Raw genomic sequence first — 18,875 nt, 5'->3', positions numbered from 1 at the left:
TAGTGCGAATATCCGAACTTGCCCGAGCGTCGTCGACGCCGGTCACCGCCGTCAAGTACTACCAGCGCGAAGGCCTGCTGCCCCCTGGCGAGAAGTCCGCGCCGAACCAGACCGCCTACGACGACCGGCACGTCGAGCGGGTCCGGCTCGTCCGGGCACTCCTGGAGACCGGCGGGCTCTCCGTCGCCGTCGCGAAGCAGGTCCTCGCCGTGCTGGACGCCGAGACGGCACCGCTGGCCGAGGTCTTCGCCGTCGCCCAGTACGCGATGACCACCCCGCGGTCCCCCGAGTCCGCGGCGACGCCGGAGGCACGTGCCCGGATCGAGGAACGGGTGTCGGCCGCCGGCTGGTGCGCGACGTCGGACAACCCGGGACTCGAGACCGCGGCGCGGGCACTCGACGGGCTGCGCACCATCGGGTTCGACGCCCCGGACGACTACCTCGACGCCTACGTGTCGGCAGCGGCGAGCGCAGCACGCGCCGACGTCGCCGCGCTGCAGCACCGCGACGGCCGGACCGCGATGGCGGAGCTGATGGTGATCGGCACCGTCCTCGGTGATCCGCTCTTCGCGGGACTCCGGCGCCTGGCGCAGCAGGACGCCACCCACGACCTGTTCCCCGTCGCCGACACGGACGAGGCCGGCGCATGAGCGCGCCAGGCCGGATCGCCGCCGTGCGCCGAGCGGTGGCGTGGCACCCGGCACTCATGGCCGTGGCCGGCCTGATGGTCGTGGCCACCGCGGTCTGCGTCGTCGGCCTCGTCGTGGACCCCCGGACCATCCTGGGGGCACCAGCGTGGGCGAAGCCGCTGAAGTTCTCGCTGTCGATCCTGCTCTACGCGGTCACCTGGGCGTGGCTCATCGCCCACCTGCCGAAGTGGCGGACGCTCGCTCGGCGGCTCGGCACCGTGGTCGCCGTGGCCCTGGTGGTCGAACAGGCGCTGATCGTGTGGGCCGCCGCGACCGGCACGACGAGCCACTTCAACGTGTCGAACAGCGTGCACGTGGTCGTGTGGGCGGTGATGGCGGTGGCGATCACGACGCTCTACCTCTGCACCTTCGTCACCTCGATCGCCCTGTTCTTCCTGCGCCTGCCGACCCCGGCGCTGACGATCGCCGTCCGTGCCGGTGCCGTCATCGCACTCGTCGGCATCGGGGTCGCCTTCCTGATGACCGGCCCGACCCCCACCCAGCTCACTGCTCCGGACGGGATCGTCGGCGCCCACACGGTGGGGATCGCGGACGGCGGCCCAGGGGTGCCGCTGCTCGGGTGGAGCACCGTCGCCGGTGACTACCGGGTCGCCCACTTCGTCGGCATGCACGCCCTGCAGGTACTCCCGCTGGTCGCGCTCGTGCTCGCCGCCGCCGGTCGGCGCCTGCCGTGGCTGGCAGACCAGACCACGCAAGTGCGGATCGTGGTCATCGTGGCGGTCGCATGGGCAGCGGGCACCGTGCTCCTCACGGTGCAGGCCGCGGTCGGACAGTCGGTGGTCCACCCCAACGGCGTGGTGGCAACCGCGGCGTGGGCACTCGTGCTGCTCGCCGCGGCCGCGAGCGTGACCGTCCTGTTCCGCGCCTGCACCGCTCCGGTGGGGCGACTGCGCTGACGGGTCGCGGGCCGGACGACCCCACCGGTCGCAGGTCAGCGGGCCCGGAGCCCTCGGGAGACCAGGTCGGCGGCAGCACGGGCTTCCATCGCCCACCCGGGGCGATCGATCCCGGCCCCGATGCCGTGCAGCAGCATGAGCACCGTGCCGGAGGTGACGTCGGACCGGATGGCACCGTCGGCGGCCGCGCGCGCCAGCAGCTCGGCGAGCGTCCGCTCGAGCTCTCCCCCGCCTTCCGCCTGGGTGGTGGCGTCGACCATTGCTGCGAGGGTGCGCGCGAGCCCCGCGTGGTCGACCACGTACTCCACGAACCCGCGCAGGAAGTCGTCGAGGCTCTCAACCGGGGGGAGCGTCGAGTCGCGAGCACGCCGGCACAGGACATCGACCTCGCCCCGGTACACCGCCGCCGCCAGCGCTGCACGCGTCGGGAAGTGCCGGTAGAGGGTGCCGACCCCGACCCCGGCACGTCCGGCGAAGTCGTCGAAGCGCAGCTGCTCGTCACGCTCGAACGCCGTCCGGGCAGCCGCGACGATCGCGTCGCGGTTCCGTCGGGCGTCAGCACGCATCGGCTTCTCAGCGGGCATCGGCTGCTCGTCCGGCACAGGCACTCCTTGACAAGTGGAAATGATCTCCATATCTTCCAAGTGGAGATCGTCTCCAGAATAGCGGACAGGTGCCTGATGCGGATCCTCATGCTCGGACGGGGCGTCATCGCGACGATCTACGGCCAGGCCCTCCAGCACTCCGGACACCACGTCGACCACCTGGTGCGGCCCGGGCGAGCGGCCGAGTACGGCGACACCGTGCAGACCGACGTCATCGACGGCCGCCGCGGCCCCCTGGGCCGGCGGACCCGAACGACGTCGCCGACGCGACTGGTCGAGTCGATCGAGACGGCGGACGCGTACGACCTAATCGTCGTCAGCGTGGGCCACCATCGGCTGCAGGATGCCGTGACCTCCCTGGTGCCCCACATCGGTGACGCGACGGTGCTGGTCCTCGGCAACGTGTGGGACGAACCCCTCGCCGCGGTCGCACCGCTCGCCGCGGAGCGGGTGCTGTTCGGGTTCCCGGGCGCCGGCGGCGGGTTCGACGCCGACGGGGTCCTGCACGGTGCCGTCCTCCGGTCGGTCCGGCTCGGGACGACCGGCACGGCTCCGGGCCGGCAGGAGCTCGTGCGGTCGGTGTTCCAGCGGGCCGGGTTCACCGTGCAGGACGAGGACGACATCCGCGGGTGGCTGTGGCTGCACGTCGTGCTCGACGCCGGCATGTTCGCGCAGGCCCTGCACAGCGGTGGTCTGGCGACGATGGTCGGGGATCGGCGGGCGCTCCGCGAGGCGTTCCGGATCGGGCGGGAACTCCTCCCGGTGCTGGAGGCGCGGGGCGTCGACCTCTCCCGACACCGCTCCACGACGCTGCCCGTCCGACTGCCGGGGACGACGGCAACGCTCGTCGCCGCGGGCACTGCGCTGGTCCCGATCGCGCGTGCGAGCCTCGCCGCGCACGACGACCCGACCGCCGCGGAACCCCTGGCGGTCCTCGAGGACGTCCGGCGGACCGCCGCCGCCCTGGGCATCCCGACCCCGCGCCTCGACCGGGCGGCGCGACGCGCCTGACGACGGGTGCGGGCGGTGGACGCGACCAGCAACGGCCTGGAGGCTCGGTGCCAGCTGGCACCGTGCCTCCAGTCCGGCACGGCGAGCGTTCCGGACCCGCCCGTTACGCTGTCCCCGTGTCAGAGCCGCGCCGCAGTCCGGGGAACCAAGCTTCACTGCGTGAAGCCAACCGGGGCCGGGTCGTCAGCGCGGTCAAGCGGCACGGCGGGCTGACCCAGGTCGAGCTCGCCGGGGTCACCGGACTCTCCCCCGCGACCGTGTCGAACATCGTCAAGGAGCTCGTCGCGACCGGCGCCCTGCACGCGACGCCGAGCACCTCGAGCGGCCGCCGGGCGCTCCGCGTGACCCTGCCGCACGGCCTCGGGCTGGTCGCCGGGGTGCACGTCTCACCGCGGCACCTGCGGCTGGCGCTGTCGGACCTGAACGGCGCCGTGCTGGCCGAGCGGCACATGCCCCTGGCCCGCGACCACCGGGCCGATGCCGAGCTCGACAAGACCGCGCTGCTCGTGCTGGACATGGCGGAGTCCATCGAGTCGTCGATGGACGAGGTGCTCGCCGTCGGCCTCGCCGTGGCCGCCCCGATCGACGCCCGCACCGGGATGACGGCGCGCGGCGGGATCCTGCGCGGCTGGGACGGCATCGCGCTCGGCCAGTCACTCGCCCGGCGGATGGACAAGCCCGTGCAGGTCGACAACTCGGCCAACCTCGCCGCCCTGGCCGAACACCGGAGCGGCGCCGCCCGGGGTCGCGACACCGTCGTGACGCTCGACGTCGGCAACGGCATCGGCGCCGGACTCGTGCTGGGCGGACACCTGTTCCGCGGGCACCACGGCATCGCCGGCGAGTTCGGGCACACCCCCGTCCTGCCGAACGGGCCGCTGTGCCGGTGCGGCAACCGCGGGTGCCTCGAGGCGATCGCCGGAGCACCCGCCGTGCTCGAGGGCGTGCGCGACGAGGTCGGCACCCTCAAGCTGGCGGACCTGATCCTGCGCGCCATGGCCGGTGACCAGGTCTGCATGCGCGCCGTCGCCGAGGCCGGGCGGGCGATCGGTTCGGCGGCGGTGGGCCTGTGCAACGTCCTCGACCCCGAGCGGGTCGTCGTCACCGGCGAGTTCGCCCGTGCCGGGGAGCTGCTGCTCGGCCCGATGCGGCACGCCCTCGAGTCGTCGTTGATCGTCGACGTCGACGGCACCCCGGACGTGGTGCAGGGACAGCTCGGCGAGAAGGCCTCGGTGACCGGCGCGCTGGCCCTGGCGATCGAGGCCGTGGACGTGACGCGCGCGCGCTAGGCGGACCCTCGCCGGGGCGTGCCGGCCGGGGCGCTCCGTGCTGCACCGGCCGCACCGCTCCGCGCCCACCGGATAACGTTTTCGTCACGGCACGCGGTCCTTGCGTTCAACTCTTGCTGCCAAGAACGCTCACTGTCACACTCAGGGCACCGCCGATGGGGGCGGTCCACTGTTGGAGGACGTTTCAATGAAGAAATCCACCACACGAGCGATGCTGGGCGTCAGCGCCCTGCTGCTCGCGATCACCACCCTGGCGGGCTGTTCCAACGGCGCGGACGCCGGGACCGGTTCCGGCGGAGGCGGCGGAGACGCGTCGAAGGCCAAGATCGGCCTGCTCCTGCCCGACTCCGTCACCGCCCGGTACGCCAGCGCCGACCGCCCGCTCTTCACCGCCGAGGTGAAGAAGCAGTGCAGCGGCTGCTCGGTCATCTACGCGAACGCCGACGGCGACGCGTCGAAGCAGCTGCAGCAGGCCCAGTCGATGCTCACGCAGGGCGTCAAGGTCCTGGTCCTCGACCCGTTCGACGGCGAGGCCGCTGCGTCCATCGTCCAGCAGGCGAAGGCCAAGAAGGTGCCGGTCATCTCGTACGACCGACTCATCAACAGCCCCGACCTGAGCTACTACATCTCGTTCGACAACGAGAAGGTCGGTGAGCTGCAGGGCCAGGCGCTCGTCGACGCCCTCAAGGCCAAGAAGGTCCCGGAGGGCTCGGGCATCATCATGGTGAACGGCTCCCCGACCGACAACAACGCCTCGCAGTTCAAGAAGGGCGCCCACTCGGTCATCGACGACAGCGGCTACAAGGTGCTCGCCGAGTACGACACCCCCGGATGGGACCCCGCCAAGGCGCAGGACTGGGCAGCCGGCCAGATCAGCAAGCTCGGCAAGGACAAGATCACGGGCGTCTACGCGGCGAACGACGACACCGGCGGCGGTGTCATCGCGGCCCTGAAGTCGGCCGGCGTCACCGAGCTCCCGCCCGTCACCGGGCAGGACGCCTCGCTCGCGGGCATCCAGCGGATCCTCGCCGGTGAGCAGTACATGACCGTCTACAAGGCCTTCAAGCCCGAGGCGTCGAAGGCCGCCGACCTGGCGATCCAGTTCGCCAAGGGTGAGACCCCGAAGGGCGACACGACCGTCGACACCGCCGGCGGCGCCAGCGTCCAGTCGACGCTGCTCGACCCGGTCGCCGTCACCACGGACAACGTCGAGTCGACGGTCGTCAAGGACGGCCTGTACGAGGTGTCGAAGATCTGCACCGCGCAGTACAAGTCGGCCTGCGACAGCGCCGGTATCAAGTAGGTCCGACCCCCTCTGCCCGCCCGGTCCGACTGCGGACCGGGCGGGCCTCACCGATCGAGGACGACACCCGTGAGCACGACACCCGTGAGCAACGCGTCACCAGCAGCACACCCCTCCGCCGAACCGGTGATGTCCCTGCGCGGGATCACCAAGCGGTTCGGCGCCGTCCAGGCCCTCAGTGACATCGACTTCGACGTCTACCCGGGCGAGGTGGTCGCCATCGTCGGCGACAACGGCGCCGGCAAGTCGACGTTCGTGAAGATCCTCGCCGGGGTCTACACCCCGGACGGCGGCACGATCACGTTCGGCGGTGACGAGGTCACCGTCCCGAACCCCGCGGCGGCCCAGACCCTCGGCATCGCCACCGTGTTCCAGGACCTCGCCCTCGCCGACAACCTCGACGTGGTCTCGAACCTGTTCCTCGGCCGCGAGATCGCGCACCCGTTCCTCGACGAAGAGGAGATGGAGCGCCGCTCGTGGGAGCTCCTGCAGCAGCTCGCGGCCCGGATCCCGTCGGTGCGGATCCCCATCGCGTCGCTGTCCGGTGGGCAGCGGCAGACCGTGGCGATCGCCCGCTCACTGATCGGCGACCCGCAGGTGGTCGTCCTCGACGAGCCCACCGCCGCACTCGGTGTCGCGCAGACCGCCGAGGTCCTGAACCTCGTCGAACGCCTGCGCGAGCGCGGCCTCGGCGTCGTGCTCATCAGCCACAACCTCGCGGACGTGCAGGCCGTCGCCGACCGGGTCGCGGTCCTGCGGCTCGGGCGCAACAACGGCACGTTCCGCATCGACGACGTCTCCTACGAGGAGATCATCGCGGCCATCACCGGCGCCACCGACAACGCCGTCACCCGTCGCGCCGCCGCCCGGACCGAGCAGGAGACCAGCGCATGAGCAAGACCGACGAGACCCTCACCGCGGCGACCCCGACCCCCTCGGCGGCCGACCTGCAGGACGAGCGGCTCCTGCGCGACCAGGGGATCGGCGGCGCGGCGAAGGCGTTCGTCCGGCGGGTCCGCGGCGGTGACATCGGTTCGCTGCCGGTGGTCGTCGGGCTCATCGTCATCTGGGCGGTGTTCCAGGCGCTCTCCCCCGACTTCCTGTCCCCGGGCAACCTGGTCAACCTCGCCCTGCAGTGCGCGGCGGTCGGCACCATCGCGATCGGCATCGTGCTCGTGCTGCTGCTCGGCGAGATCGACCTGTCCGTCGGCAGCGTCAGCGGGCTCTCCGCCGCGATCCTCGGCCAGGGCCTCACGACGCTCGGCTGGCCGCTGTGGCTCGTGATCACCGTCGCCCTGGCCGTCGGTGCCGCCGCCGGTCTGCTCTACGGCCTGTTGTTCACCCGCTTCGGGGTGCCGAGCTTCGTCATCACGCTCGCCGGTCTGCTCGGGTTCCTCGGGCTGCAGCTGCTCATCCTCGGCCCGAACGGCTCGATCAACCTGCCGTACGACTCGCCGATCGTGCAGTTCGCCTCGGCGTCGTACCTGCCGCCGTGGCTCGCCTACCTGCTCGCCGTCCTGGCCGCCGGAGGACTCTTCTTCACCGAGATCCGCCGCGCTGCCCGTCGCCGTCGCGCCGGACTGTCGACCGGGGCGGTGTCCCTGACGATCGTGAAGTCCGTCGCCCTGTTCCTCGGCCTGGCGCTGATGGTCTGGTACCTGTCACGCGACTTCGGCACCGGCACCTCGTTCGTGTTCTTCATCGTGCTGGTCGTGCTGATGAACTTCGTGCTCAAGCGCACCCGCTGGGGCCGTTCGGTCTTCGCGGTCGGCGGCAACGTCGAGGCTGCACGGCGCTCCGGCATCCGGGTGAACCGCATCTACATCTCAGTGTTCATGCTGACCTCGCTCTTCGCCACCGTCGGCGGCATCCTCGCCGCCGCCCGCCTCAACTCGGCGAGCCTGTCCTCCGGTGCCGGCGACACGAACCTCAACGCGATCGCCGCCGCCGTCATCGGCGGGACCAGCCTGTTCGGCGGTCGTGGCAGTGCCTGGTCGGCGCTGCTCGGCATCATCGTGATCCAGTCGATCTCGAACGGCCTCACCCTGCTGAGCCTCGACTCGTCGATCCGCTACATGATCACCGGCGCGGTCCTGCTGCTGGCCGTCATCATCGACTCGCTCTCACGGCGCAGCCGCGCCAGTCACGGCGCGGCCTGAGCGGGGCCCTGGACCCCGCCACGTCGGCGGACGGGAGGCACGGTGCCAGCTGGCACCGTGCCTCCCGTCCGTTCGTCCCTGACAGTTCACCGCCTGACTTGGCCACCTGGCCAAGTCAGGCGGTACGGTCGGTCCATGACCCTGCACCAGGAGCACCGCAGCATCGAGGAACGGCGACACCAGCTCGTCGACGCGGCGATCGCTGTCCTGCGCGACGGCGGGATCGCCGCGCTCACCACGCGCGCCGTCACCACGGCCGCCGGACTCCCGCACGGTGCGTTCCACTACTGCTTCGCCTCGAAGTCGGCGCTGTTCCGGGCGGTGCTCGAACGACAGCTGCGGGGCGCGATGGCGGCCGCGTTCGCGACGCCGACCACACGGCTCGATCCACGGGCGCGGATCGCCGCGGGCCTGGCGGCGCACCTCGGGCAGACCAAGAGCGACCCGGCGACCGCACTCGCCCTCGTCGAACTCGTCACGCACTCCCGTCGCGATGCCGACCTGGCAGAGCTCGCCGCGTGGGAACAGGGGGCGTACCTCGAAGCCGTCCGCGCGCACGTCGACGCCTGGTCGAGCGAGGACGGGATCACGTGGGCGGTACCCGTCGAGCAGGTCGCACGCCTGCTCATCGCGACCGCCGACGGCGTCAGCGGGTCGTGGCTCGCCGATCGTGACGACACCGCCGCTTCCGAGACCGTCGCCACGGCGGCTCGGGCGATCGCCAGCCTCGTCGGCGGCGGTGCCTCGTGAAGTGGCTCTTCCTCGGGATCGCGATCGTCGCCGAGGTCACGGGGGCCCTGTCCATGCAGGCAGCCGTCGAGCAACCGGCCTGGTACGCCGTCGTCGCCGTCGGGTACGTCACCGCCTTCGTCATGCTCATCCGGGTGCTCCGGAGCGGCATGGCCGTCGGCGTCGCCTACCGTATCTGGGGCGCTTCCGGCGTCGCACTGACCGCGGTGCTCGCCGCCGTCCTGTTCGGGCAGGCCCTGACCCTCACGATGATCGTCGGGATCGCGCTCATCGCGGTGGGCGTGCTCCTGGTCGAGATCGGGTCCCAGCGGGCGCTGGCACGTCGCGAGCAGGAGGCCCGCTGATGGGGTGGGTCCTGCTCGCGATCGCGATCGTCACCGAGGTCGGCGCGACGATCAGCCTCAAGCTCGCGACGGACGGGAAACGCGTCTGGTACGTCGCCGTCGTCGCGGGGTACCTGACCGCGTTCAGCCTGCTCGCGGTCGCGTTGACGCTCGGCCTGCCGATCGGGGTGGTCTACGGCATCTGGGCCGCGACCGGCGTCGCCCTGACCGCCGTCCTCGGACGCGTGCTCTTCCGCGAACCGCTCACGGCGCTCATGCTCGGCGGGATCGCGCTGATCATCGTCGGCGTGCTCCTCGTCGAGCTCGGGCACTGAGCGTCGTGCCATTTCCGCCTGGTGCGAGGTTGCACGCGTGGTGCGAGCCTGATGCCTCGCACCACGTGTGCAACCTCGCACCGATCGGCGACAGACAGCCCCTGCGGTCAGCTCGATGAACGGAAGCGGTCCTGAGCAAGGGCGATCCGGATCGTCTCGAGTGCCGTCAGCCCGAGCGCCGCGTCGGCGGTGGCGGTACCGCCGCGCACCATCGCGATCCCTCCGGCCACGACCGGCTCGGTCGGCAGGACTGCCCGGTGCCCTGCGTGCCGATGGATGACCACGGTCGTGGTGTGCCCGGCCGCGGTTCGCCGAGCTGCGATGCGGCGAACGCTCTGGGCGCTGGGCCAGACCTGGTCGTCCTCACCGGCGATCAGGACGAGCTGCGGTATCCGCTCGACGGGTACCGCCGCTGCCCGAACCCGGTCCGCGGCAGCTTCGTACGAGTGTTCGTAGAGCGATCGGAAGCGCGGTGGTTCTTCCCGCCGCCAGGTGTCCCACGCCAACGGCACGTGCGGCAGTGGCGAGCCGTCGAGGGTCCAGTGCGATCGTTCCACGCCCTCGTCGTCCGGCCAGGGCCACACCACGTCGGTGGGCGCGAACGCGATGACACCCGCGACCGAGGGGCGGAGGGCGCCGAGGACCAGCGCGGCCTCGGCCCCGAGGGACGTCCCGACGAGCCAGACCCGATCGCAGGTCCGCTCGAGATCGTCGATACGGGCGAGGAACAGCTCGAGGGGGACGGACCACGGTCCCGGTTGCTGGCCGGCTCCCCCGAACCACCGGATCGATTCAGCGACGTGCCCGAGTTCCGCGAAGACCCGCGCGCGGTCCTCGTCGATCCGCCCGCTCGACCCCGCGAGCACCAGGACGCCGGTCCCCGATCCGCGGGGAGGGACGAACCGAACACCTTCTGGGTCGCTGAGCCCGATTCGCTGCACGGGACCAGCATGGCCGCTCCGATCAATCGTCGCGAGGAACGCTGTTCGCAGCACGGGACGCCGACACCGCACCGACGACGAGCGCCGCCAGCGTGGTCGCCAGGGACAGCCCGAGCAGCACCACGTAGAGCACCGGGATGAGCTGGGCCGGTACGGACACGATCGCCACGACCGCGGCGGCGATGAGCAACGGCCGCATGACCCGGCGGGCGGCCCGGTGTCCGGCGTGCCAGGCAGCGTCGCTCCGCATGAGCGACGGCAGTCGGATACCCGCTGCGCGGTTCCGTCCCAGGCCCTCTGCAGCGATCGACACGATGCCCCAGATCGCCGCCTCGACGATGAGCAGGAGCACGGCGCAGCCGATCGCGGCCCACCAGCCCGGACTGTCCATCACGGCCTCCCCGCACCACGCTAACGCGCGGTGGAGGCGGCGCGCGCGAGGTCAGGAGACCGGCGCGCCTGCCGAATCGATCTCGGCCAGGATCCGGTCGCGCCGCCGCTTCTCGATCATCGACAAGACGGTGACGAACGCTGCAGCGCAGACGATGAGCACGACGAACAGCCAGCGCCACGGACCCAGCGTGGCGAGTGCGGACGCCGCCAGGCCGAGGAGGCCGAGGCCCATACCGATGAGCGCCGGGATCGCCATCCGCGTCGACCGTCGCTGCCACGCGAGCAGCGCCTGCACGAGCGGCATGGTCTCGGGCGTCATCGCGGCCCGCCCGATGAACTGCCGGGTCACGGACTTGCGGTCCGCAGGGGTGAGCGCGCCGAGCGGCCGTTCGGGCGTGTCGACGATGTAGGGCAGCAGCCTGCGGTGCCGTCGAGCGCGGACCCAGGCGGTCACCGCCACGACCGCTCCGGCGACGGCGAGGAGGAACCAGACCAGCATGCTGAGCCGCAAGGCGGCGGGGGCAGTGGCGGCCACCCAGAGGACCGACAGCGCGGCGAGTCCCGCCTGCTGCGACATGACGACCACGGTCGGCCCGTGCTCGACCAGGTGCTCCGCGCGCCGCGTCGCCTCGGCGAGGTCGCTCGGGTTCACCACCCGGGGACCTCGACCCGGACCGAACTGATCCGGCCGGAGCGCGTCGTCGCCGTCACGGCCGGGTCGTAGCTGTCGGCTGTCGCCAGGTAGAGGGTGCGACCGTCCTCGCCACCGAGCGCACAGTCGATCGCGCACTCCCCGGGCGCGTCGACGCGGTCGGTCACCTCGCCGCCCTCGACGACCCGCAGGAACTCCCCCGTGTCGACCGAGCAGACCCAGACGGCACCGTCACGGTCCACGGTGCTGCCGTCCGGGGTCACGCCACCGGGCAGGGCTGCCCACTCGCGACGCCCGGTCAACGAACCGTCGTCCTCGATGTCGAACGCGGTGAGCCGGCCGCCCCACGTCTCGCTGACCACCAGGGTCCGGGTGCCGGGCAGGACGTTGGCGCTGTTCGGGAACACCAGGCCCTCGGCGGCCAGACGGACGGAGCCGTCGGGGTCGATCACGTAGAGCGGGCCGGGGCGCAGTTCCTCGCCCGCGTACAGGTCGTAGCCGAAGGCACCGATGTAGGTCCGGCCGGTCTGGGCGTCGACGACCAGGTCGTTCACGAGCGACGACTCGATCGTGGACAGGTCGGCGAACACCGAGGTGCTGCCGTCCGGCTCGACGGCGACGACCGTGCGGGACTCCATCGAGCTGATGATGAGACGTCCGTCGGCCAGCCACCCGAGTCCGGACGACTGCCCGTCGACGGTGGCCTCGAGCCGGGGGCCGTCGGTCGAGGACGGGTCGACCGAGAAGACTTCGCCGGTGTGCATGTCCGAGTACCAGAGCCGCCCGTCGTGCCAGCGGTTGCCCTCCGGGAACCGGATGCCGGAGATGACGATGTCGGTCGCAGAATCCAGGGTGATGTGCACGGATACACCCTGCCATCCGGACCCCCGCGCCACCCGATGGTCTGGCACGATCGACCCATGCCCCTCGACGGAACTCCCCTGCACCGGCTCGGCTTCCTGACGATCGGGTCGTTCGACCCCGCCCGACCGTCCGAGGGCCACGAGGACACCCTGCGCGTGATCGAGCGTGCCGAGGCCGTGGGTTTCGACAGCGCCTGGCTGCGCCACCGGCACCTGCAGCACGGCATCTCCTCCCCCGTCGCGGTGCTGGCCGCCGCCTCGCAGCGCACCTCGCGCATCGACCTCGGCACCGCCGTCACCCCGATCGGCGCCGAGAACCCGTTCCGCCTGGCCGAGGACCTCAGCACGGTCGACGTCCTGCTCGGTGGCCGCCTGAACCCCGGGTTCTCCGTCGGGACCCCGATGAACTTCGACCTGTACCGCGACGCGATCTACCCCCACACCCTGGAGCACGAGGACCTCGGCAACGACCGGCTCCTGCGCTTCCGTGACCTGGTGCGCGGTGACCCGGTGACGGACACCGAGACCGTCGAACGTCGGGGCATCGAGGAGTTCGCGAGCACCGTCCAGCCGCACAGCACCGGCCTGGCCGACCGGATCTGGTACGGCACCGGCAGCACGAAGTCGGCCGTGTGGGCGGGCGAGAACGGCTTCCACCTGCTCACCTCGAGCGTCACCCGCAGCGAGGTCGGCACCGACTTCGCCACGAACCAGCGCGCCCAGATCGACGCGTACCTCGACGTCCACCCCGACCCCGCTGCCGCCCGCGTCTCGCAGGGCCTGGTCGTCATCCCGACCGACACCGCGACGAGCGAGCAGGAGGCCCGCTACCGCGCCTACGTCGACAGCCGCTCGAGCCGCGTCGGCGTGCCGATGGGTCCAGCAGGGATGCTCTTCGCTGCGGACCTGGTCGGCACGTCGGCCGAGATCGCGGACCGGCTGCGCACCGACGTCGGCTACCAGGCGGTCACCGAGGTCGCCTTCGCACTCCCGTTCTCGTTCGAGCCCGACGACTACGCGCAGATCATCACCGACATCGCGGAGCGTCTGGGTCCGGAACTCGGCTGGGCGCCGCAGGGTGCGGCCTGAGAACGGCGCCAGACCGACGGACGGGAGGCACGGGGCCAGCTGGCACCGTGCCTCCCGTCCGCCGTCGACTCGCGCCCAGGGCGCGCGCAGGGCGCCGGATCAGTCCTGCTGGTCCGCCTCCACCGCGTCGCGCAGCCGGTCGAGCACGTCCGGCACCGCCGAGCGCACCCGGCTCCAGCTCGGGATGAACGGCTTGTCGTTCGGCCGCGCCGTGAAGGCGCCGCCGGCGTCGAGGATCGCCTTGGTGAAGAGCTCCACGGCGGCTTCCTCGGCGTGCTGGTCGAACGCGAGCCCGCTCATCTCGGCTTCGTGCCGGTAGACCTCGACGATGTCGAGCGCGTTCCGGTAGTACGTCGCCTTGAGCACCCGGAACGAGTCGGACGTGAGCGGGACGCCCATCGTCGCGAGCTTCCGGAGCAGCGACTGCACGATGTCGTTGCCCATCCGTGCCAGGCCGCCGGTGCCGTCGGCCTCGGCGAGGGGCTGGTGCTTGTGGTCGTAGGCGTCGGCGATCTCCACCTGGCACACCTGCCGGGTCGCGTAGTCGCGGTAGACCTCGGAGAGCATCCCGATCTCGAGTCCCCAGTCGCCGGGGATCTTCAGGCCGTTCAGCACGTGGGCGCGCATCGCGAACTCGCCGGACAGCGGGTACCGGAAGCTGCTGAGGTACTCCAGGTACTCGGACTCCCCGTAGACCTGGCGGAGCGAGCGGAGCAGCGGCCCGACGAGCAGCCGTGCGGCGCGGCCGTTGATCCGGCCGTCGGCGACGCGTGCGTAGTAGCCCTTCGAGAACTCGTAGTCGAACGCGGGGTTCGCGACCGGGTAGAACAGCCGCGCGAGCATGCCCCGCTCGTAGGTGGTGATGTCGCAGTCGTGCAGGGCGATGCAGTCCGCCCGCTCCGATGCCAGGGCGTAGCCGGTGCAGTACCAGACGTTCCGGCCCTTGCCGGGCTCCCCCGGTGCCAGCCCCGCGCGCTCCAGTTCGGCGTCGAGCTCGCGCAACCGCGGCCCGTCGTTCCACAGGATCCGGTGCCGCTGCGGCAGCCGCGAGAAGAACTCGCGGGCGTGCTCGAACTGCGAGCGGTCAGCCCGGTCGAGCCCGATCACGATCTCGCTGAGCCAGTCGGCCTCGGCCAGCTCGTCGACGATCCGCGACAGCGCCGGGCGCTCGAGCTCGGAGTACAGCGCCGGCAGGATCAGGCTCATCGGACGCTTCTCGGCGAAGCCCCGCAGGTCCTCTTCGAGGCTCGCGGTGCTGCGGCGACCGAGGTCGTGGAACGTCGTGATGACGCCGTTCTGGTGGAAGTCGCTCATCGGTGGCTCCTGACGGACGGGGTGGTGAACCGGGTGAGGCCCTCGGTCCAGCCCTGCGGGCCGGGGACGGTCGTGCGGTGGACGCGCTCGGGTCGGTCGTCGGCGAGCGGCCCCGGTGCCGGGCCGTGTCCGCGGACCACGACGGCGAAGTCGACGGCGTCGAGCAACGCGGTGTCGTTCGGGCCGTCGCCGAGTCCGATCGTGCGCGGGACCGTGCCCGTTCGGCGCTCGTGGTCGACGATCAACGTCCGGACCGCCGCGCCCTTGTCGCGGCCCGTCGGCAGCACGTGCCAGAACCGGCCACCGCGCACCAGGTCGAGGCCGACCGCGGCGAGCGCCGCGCGGAACGCGTCCGCCCGGTCGTCGTCCTCGGCGTGCCAGAGCAGGACCTCGGACGCCTCGCGCTGCTGCGCTCGTCCGGCGGCTTCGAGGTCGAGGCCCGTCCACGCGGCGACGACCGCGTCGGTCACGCCGCCGAAGGTCTCGAAGTGCAGCTCCAGTGACTGGCGGACGCGGACGAGCTCCGCGTGCAGCCGCTCGAGGTCCCCGTCGCGCGGTCCGACCAGCACCTCGCCCGCCGGTCCGACCACGACCGCGCCGTTCTCCGCCACGAAGGCGTGCCCGTCGAGCCCGGTGCGAGTCTGCAGTGCCGTGATCTCGGCGCGCGTCTTGCTGCTGCAGAACACCACGGGGACGTCGTCCGCCCGCAGCTGTTCGAGCATCGGCAGGGCCGCGTCGAACGAGTAGTCGTGGTGGTCGAGGAACGTCCCGTCGAGGTCCGTGACGATCATCAGGTCGGGTGTTGGCATCGTGCTCCGCTGGCGGCTGGCTGGGCTGCGGGCGACGATGCCCCGGACCACCCTGCCACGCGCATGCGTCGGTTGGGTGAACAAGCCGGCGTCGGTCGCGCGACGCGACCAGCGGACGGACGGGAGGCACGGCGTCAGCTGGCACCGCGCCTCCCGTCCGTCACGGCGCCTCAGTGCCGGCGCAGGATGCCGAGGAACTCGTCGGCCCACTCGAGGTTGCGGGCGAGCTTCGCCCGGCGCTCCTCGGTGTCCACGACGTACGCGTCGAGCTGCGCCTGCAGCCGGTCGCGCTCGATGCCGTCCGCCGTCTCGAGCCCGTCGAGGATGCCGAGGAGCTCCGCCATCTGCTCGAGGGAGTAGCCGAGTGGCTTCATCCGGCGGATCACGAGCAGGCGATGCAGGTCGTCGTCGGAGTACAGCCGGAAGCCGCCCTCGGTCCGTCCGGTGGGGTGGAGCAGTCCGACGTCGTCGTAGTGGCGCACGGTCCGGATGGAGAGCCCGGTCCGGTCTGCGAGTTCACCGATCCGCATCGTCGATGCACCTGCTGCGTCCGTCACTGCTGACCCCTTCCGCCCGGTTGCCCGGTCCGGACCGATCGTACCGATGCTTGCGCAGCAACCCTTCCGTTGCGTTAGAGTCAGACACGACCGACTCTTCCGTTGCGGAAGGTTCTGGTTCCTGGCCGCACTCGGTCAGTGCGCGACGAAGCGCCCCCACGACATTCCCCCGCGGACGCCGAGCATCCGCACCCCCTCACCGAAGGAGAACCGTGACGACCGTCACGCCCGCACCGGCTCCGGTGCACGCCAGCCCCACCGTCCTGTCCGCCCTGCGGAACCCGAAGATCCTGCTCCGCGAGGTCCTCGCCGGCCTCGTCGTGGCCCTCGCGCTGATCCCGGAAGCGATCTCGTTCTCGATCATCGCGGGCGTCGATCCGCGCGTCGGCCTGTTCTCGGCGTTCGTGATGGCCGTGGTGATCTCGTTCGTCGGCGGGCGAGCCGCGATGATCTCCGGTGCGACCGGCGCGATCGCACTCGTCGTCGCACCGGTCATGCGGGACCACGGGCTCGACTACCTGATCGCCACCGTCATCCTCGGCGGCGTCTTCCAGCTCGTCCTCGGTGGGCTCGGCGCGGCCAAGCTGATGCGCTTCGTGCCGAGGTCGGTGATGGTGGGGTTCGTCAACGCCCTCGCGATCCTGATCTTCACCGCGCAGCTGCCGAACATCATCGGCGTCGACTGGCTCGTCTGGCCGATCGGCGCCGTCGGCATCGCGATCATCGTGCTGCTGCCCCGTGTCACCAAGGCCATCCCGGCACCGCTCGTGGCGATCGTCGTCCTGACGCTCGTCACCGTGCTGGCCTCGATCGCCATCCCGACCGTCGGCGACGAGGGCAAGCTGCCGGACAGCCTGCCGACCCTGTTCATCCCGAACGTCCCGCTCACGCTCGAGACGCTGACGATCATCGCCCCCTACGCCCTCGCGATGGCGCTGGTGGGCCTGCTCGAGTCGCTGATGACGGCGAAGCTCGTCGACGAGGTCACCGACACCGGCTCCCGCAAGACCCGCGAAGCGCTCGGGCAGGGCGTGGCGAACATCTGCTCCGGGTTCATGGGCGGCATGGGTGGCTGCGCGATGATCGGCCAGACGATGATCAACGTGAAGGCGTCCGGTGCCCGCACCCGGATCTCGACGTTCCTGTCCGGCGTGTTCCTGCTGGTCCTCGTCGTCGGGCTCGGTGACGTCGTCGCGATCATCCCGATGGCCGCACTCGTCGCCGTGATGGTCATGGTGTCCGTCGGCACCTTCGACTGGCACAGCATCAAGCCCTCCACCCTCAAGCGGATGCCGGTCGGCGAGACCGTCGTCATGGTCCTCACCGTCGTGATCGTCGTCGCCACGGACAACCTGGCCATCGGCGTGATCATCGGGGTGATCGCCGCGATGATCGTCTTCGCCCGCCGGGTGTCGCACTTCACCAACGTGTCGCGGAGCATCGAGACGCTCAGCACCGGTGAGCAGCACGCGCTCTACACGGTCGAGGGCGAACTCTTCTTCGCGTCGAGCAACGACCTCACCACCCAGTTCGACTACGTCGACGACCCCGAGCTCGTCGTCATCGACATGACCGGGTCACACATCTGGGACGCCTCCACCGTCGCCGCGCTCGACGCCATCGAGACGAAGTACCACCAGCACGGCAAGCGGGTCGAGATCGCCGGGCTGAACGACGCCAGCCGAGCCTTCCACGGGCGCCTCGCCGGGAACCTCGGCGCCGGTCACTGACCTCCTGACCTCGGCCCGCCACCTGGCAACGCCCGTCAGCGTCGGCCGTTCGCCGGGACGAGCGCGCAGCGGATCCCGGAGCAGCGCGGGCCTGGCGGATCGACCGCCGATCCGTCAGGCTCGTGCTCGATGACCGACTCCTCCCCGCAGCTGCGGATCCGACGCGCAACGCCCGACGACGTGCCGGCCCTCACCCGCTGGAGCAGCGACGAGACCGTGGCGTGGGTCGACGCCGAGCGCCTGACCGACGAACTCCGCACGGGCAACTACCGACCGCAATGGTCGTGGATCGCCGAACGCGCAGGGCAGCCCGTCGGCCGAGCGCTCTGGTGGGGGCAGGCAGACAGCGAACGACCCGCCACCCTGGACTGTCTCTCGACGAGTGTTCGAGGCGCCGCCGCGGTCGACGTCGGTGCCGCGTTGGTCCGGGCCGGGCTCGACGCGTTCGGCGCCGGCGCTCCGCTCGAGTACAACGTGGACGTCGCGCCGACCTGGACGGACGACCCGGCAGCAGTCGAAGCGGTCCGGTGGCGACACGAAGCAGCGCACCTCGGCGGCTTCACCCGGACCACCGAGCGCATCAGCTTCGCGCGCACCGCTGCGACCCCGAGACCACCGCGTCCGACGCGGCTCCGGTTCGCCCCGGCTGAGGACACGACCTTCCGGGCGCTGTTCGCGGCCGTCGCGCCCGGTTCCCTCGACGACCACACCAACGACATGGTCGCCCGCGAGGGCGTCGATGCACTGGCCGACGACGATCTCGAGTTCTACCGCTCGCTGCCCGGCGACCGGCACGCGTGGCGCACGGCGCACCTGTCCGACGGCAACGCCGTGGGGTTCATCATCCCCACCAGGACGGCGTACGACGCGAGCATCAGCTACCTCGGGGTCCTGCCGGAACACCGCGGACACGGGTTCGTCCACGACCTGCTGGCCGAGATGACCCACGTCCACCACGACGACGGGCAAGACCGCATCGTCGGGACCACCGACGCCGCCAACACCCCGATGCGAGCGGCCTTCGAACGAGCCGGCTTCGCCGTCACACGCGTGCGGATCGTCCACGCGCAGTGACGAGCGCGGGCGGGCCGTGGACGCCGGGCAGAGCCAGAGCCACGGCGGGAGCGCAGACCCGACGACACGCCC

General features: G+C 71.4%; 21 protein-coding genes. 13 read left to right on the top strand and 8 right to left on the bottom strand.

The window, feature by feature from the left end:
• Positions 1-2: 2 nt before the first annotated feature.
• Together MXD64_RS06180 and MXD64_RS06175 are read left to right on the top strand one after the other, a co-directional pair.
• On the top strand, positions 3-650 hold the full coding sequence (locus tag MXD64_RS06180) for a MerR family transcriptional regulator (protein WP_017886941.1): 648 nt from the start codon (positions 3-5) through the stop codon (positions 648-650).
• The gene (locus MXD64_RS06175; protein ID WP_175470794.1) at positions 647-1,606 is read left to right on the top strand and encodes a hypothetical protein; all 960 of its coding nucleotides are present in this window, start codon (positions 647-649) and stop codon (positions 1,604-1,606) included. Before MXD64_RS06180 ends, MXD64_RS06175 begins: the two co-directional genes overlap by 4 nt.
• Positions 1,607-1,641: 35 nt before the next feature.
• Here the strand turns inward: MXD64_RS06175 and MXD64_RS06170 are convergent, their stop codons facing one another.
• Positions 1,642-2,190 (bottom strand): TetR/AcrR family transcriptional regulator, encoded by a 549-nt coding sequence (locus MXD64_RS06170; protein ID WP_236559567.1) that lies wholly within the window; start codon positions 2,188-2,190, stop codon positions 1,642-1,644.
• A gap of 96 nt (positions 2,191-2,286) precedes the next feature.
• Here MXD64_RS06170 and MXD64_RS06165 point away from each other — a divergent pair, with 96 nt between their 5' ends.
• The 8 genes from MXD64_RS06165 to MXD64_RS06130 all read left to right on the top strand — a co-directional run bounded on the left by MXD64_RS06165 (position 2,287) and on the right by MXD64_RS06130 (position 9,381).
• Positions 2,287-3,222, top strand: coding sequence for a ketopantoate reductase family protein (locus MXD64_RS06165; RefSeq protein ID WP_159557844.1), 936 nt, complete (start codon positions 2,287-2,289; stop codon positions 3,220-3,222).
• A gap of 116 nt (positions 3,223-3,338) precedes the next feature.
• Positions 3,339-4,511 carry an ROK family transcriptional regulator gene (locus MXD64_RS06160; RefSeq protein WP_056071133.1) on the top strand — a complete coding sequence of 391 codons (1,173 nt, stop codon included), beginning with the start codon at positions 3,339-3,341 and terminating at the stop codon, positions 4,509-4,511.
• Positions 4,512-4,698: 187 nt separating this feature from the next.
• Entirely contained in the window at positions 4,699-5,814 is a 1,116-nt protein-coding gene (locus MXD64_RS06155) for a sugar ABC transporter substrate-binding protein (protein ID WP_042540478.1), read from the top strand.
• A 129-nt stretch (positions 5,815-5,943) separates the two neighbouring features.
• A complete protein-coding gene (locus tag MXD64_RS06150) occupies positions 5,944-6,708 on the top strand; it encodes an ATP-binding cassette domain-containing protein (RefSeq protein WP_111038920.1) in 765 nt (254 codons plus the stop codon).
• The gene (locus MXD64_RS06145; RefSeq protein WP_056071139.1) at positions 6,705-7,973 is read left to right on the top strand and encodes a sugar ABC transporter permease; all 1,269 of its coding nucleotides are present in this window, start codon (positions 6,705-6,707) and stop codon (positions 7,971-7,973) included. The genes MXD64_RS06150 and MXD64_RS06145 overlap by 4 nt, the downstream gene beginning before the upstream one ends.
• A gap of 135 nt (positions 7,974-8,108) precedes the next feature.
• The gene (locus MXD64_RS06140) at positions 8,109-8,723 is read left to right on the top strand and encodes a TetR/AcrR family transcriptional regulator (protein ID WP_017887485.1); all 615 of its coding nucleotides are present in this window, start codon (positions 8,109-8,111) and stop codon (positions 8,721-8,723) included.
• Entirely contained in the window at positions 8,720-9,067 is a 348-nt protein-coding gene (locus MXD64_RS06135) for a DMT family transporter (RefSeq protein ID WP_263137256.1), read from the top strand. The genes MXD64_RS06140 and MXD64_RS06135 overlap by 4 nt, the downstream gene beginning before the upstream one ends.
• A complete protein-coding gene (locus MXD64_RS06130) occupies positions 9,067-9,381 on the top strand; it encodes a DMT family transporter (RefSeq protein ID WP_159557840.1) in 315 nt (104 codons plus the stop codon). The genes MXD64_RS06135 and MXD64_RS06130 overlap by 1 nt, the downstream gene beginning before the upstream one ends.
• 107 nt (positions 9,382-9,488) lie before the next feature.
• Here the strand turns inward: MXD64_RS06130 and MXD64_RS06125 are convergent, their stop codons facing one another.
• From MXD64_RS06125 to MXD64_RS06110, 4 genes are read right to left on the bottom strand one after another with little or no spacing between them, the layout of a single operon-like run.
• Positions 9,489-10,322, bottom strand: a complete 834-nt coding sequence (locus tag MXD64_RS06125) for an acyl-CoA thioester hydrolase/BAAT C-terminal domain-containing protein (RefSeq protein WP_197068609.1) — start codon at positions 10,320-10,322, stop codon at positions 9,489-9,491.
• 22 nt (positions 10,323-10,344) lie between these two features.
• Entirely contained in the window at positions 10,345-10,713 is a 369-nt protein-coding gene (locus tag MXD64_RS06120) for an SdpI family protein (protein WP_082046784.1), read from the bottom strand.
• Between the two features lie 51 nt (positions 10,714-10,764).
• Entirely contained in the window at positions 10,765-11,367 is a 603-nt protein-coding gene (locus tag MXD64_RS06115) for a hypothetical protein (RefSeq protein ID WP_263137255.1), read from the bottom strand.
• A complete protein-coding gene (locus MXD64_RS06110) occupies positions 11,364-12,230 on the bottom strand; it encodes an SMP-30/gluconolactonase/LRE family protein (RefSeq protein ID WP_201300458.1) in 867 nt (288 codons plus the stop codon). The genes MXD64_RS06115 and MXD64_RS06110 overlap by 4 nt, the downstream gene beginning before the upstream one ends.
• Positions 12,231-12,287: 57 nt before the next feature.
• Here MXD64_RS06110 and MXD64_RS06105 point away from each other — a divergent pair, with 57 nt between their 5' ends.
• Positions 12,288-13,319: an LLM class flavin-dependent oxidoreductase gene (locus MXD64_RS06105; protein ID WP_042536878.1), complete on the top strand. Its 1,032-nt coding sequence runs from the start codon at positions 12,288-12,290 to the stop codon at positions 13,317-13,319.
• A 99-nt stretch (positions 13,320-13,418) separates the two neighbouring features.
• On the opposite strand, the gene MXD64_RS06100 is transcribed toward MXD64_RS06105, so the two are convergent.
• The 3 genes from MXD64_RS06100 to MXD64_RS06090 all read right to left on the bottom strand — a co-directional run bounded on the left by MXD64_RS06100 (position 13,419) and on the right by MXD64_RS06090 (position 15,999).
• Positions 13,419-14,633 carry a glycosyl transferase gene (locus tag MXD64_RS06100; RefSeq protein WP_027464806.1) on the bottom strand — a complete coding sequence of 405 codons (1,215 nt, stop codon included), beginning with the start codon at positions 14,631-14,633 and terminating at the stop codon, positions 13,419-13,421.
• On the bottom strand, positions 14,630-15,442 hold the full coding sequence (locus tag MXD64_RS06095) for an HAD-IIB family hydrolase (protein WP_214584588.1): 813 nt from the start codon (positions 15,440-15,442) through the stop codon (positions 14,630-14,632). Before MXD64_RS06095 ends, MXD64_RS06100 begins: the two co-directional genes overlap by 4 nt.
• A 170-nt stretch (positions 15,443-15,612) precedes the next feature.
• Positions 15,613-15,999, bottom strand: coding sequence for a MerR family transcriptional regulator (locus MXD64_RS06090; protein WP_042536882.1), 387 nt, complete (start codon positions 15,997-15,999; stop codon positions 15,613-15,615).
• Positions 16,000-16,211: 212 nt separating this feature from the next.
• Between MXD64_RS06090 and MXD64_RS06085 the strand changes: the two genes are divergently transcribed.
• Both MXD64_RS06085 and MXD64_RS06080 read left to right on the top strand, forming a co-directional pair.
• The gene (locus MXD64_RS06085) at positions 16,212-17,729 is read left to right on the top strand and encodes a SulP family inorganic anion transporter (RefSeq protein ID WP_259577044.1); all 1,518 of its coding nucleotides are present in this window, start codon (positions 16,212-16,214) and stop codon (positions 17,727-17,729) included.
• A gap of 129 nt (positions 17,730-17,858) precedes the next feature.
• Positions 17,859-18,803 (top strand): GNAT family N-acetyltransferase, encoded by a 945-nt coding sequence (locus MXD64_RS06080; protein ID WP_017887150.1) that lies wholly within the window; start codon positions 17,859-17,861, stop codon positions 18,801-18,803.
• The last annotated feature ends 72 nt before the right edge of the window (positions 18,804-18,875 follow it).

The organism is Curtobacterium sp. Arg-1 (assembly GCF_025643395.1).
Lineage (GTDB): Bacteria > Actinomycetota > Actinomycetes > Actinomycetales > Microbacteriaceae > Curtobacterium > Curtobacterium poinsettiae.
Note: the sequence above shows the minus strand (reverse complement) of the source record. Positions and strands in the feature narration are given on the sequence as shown.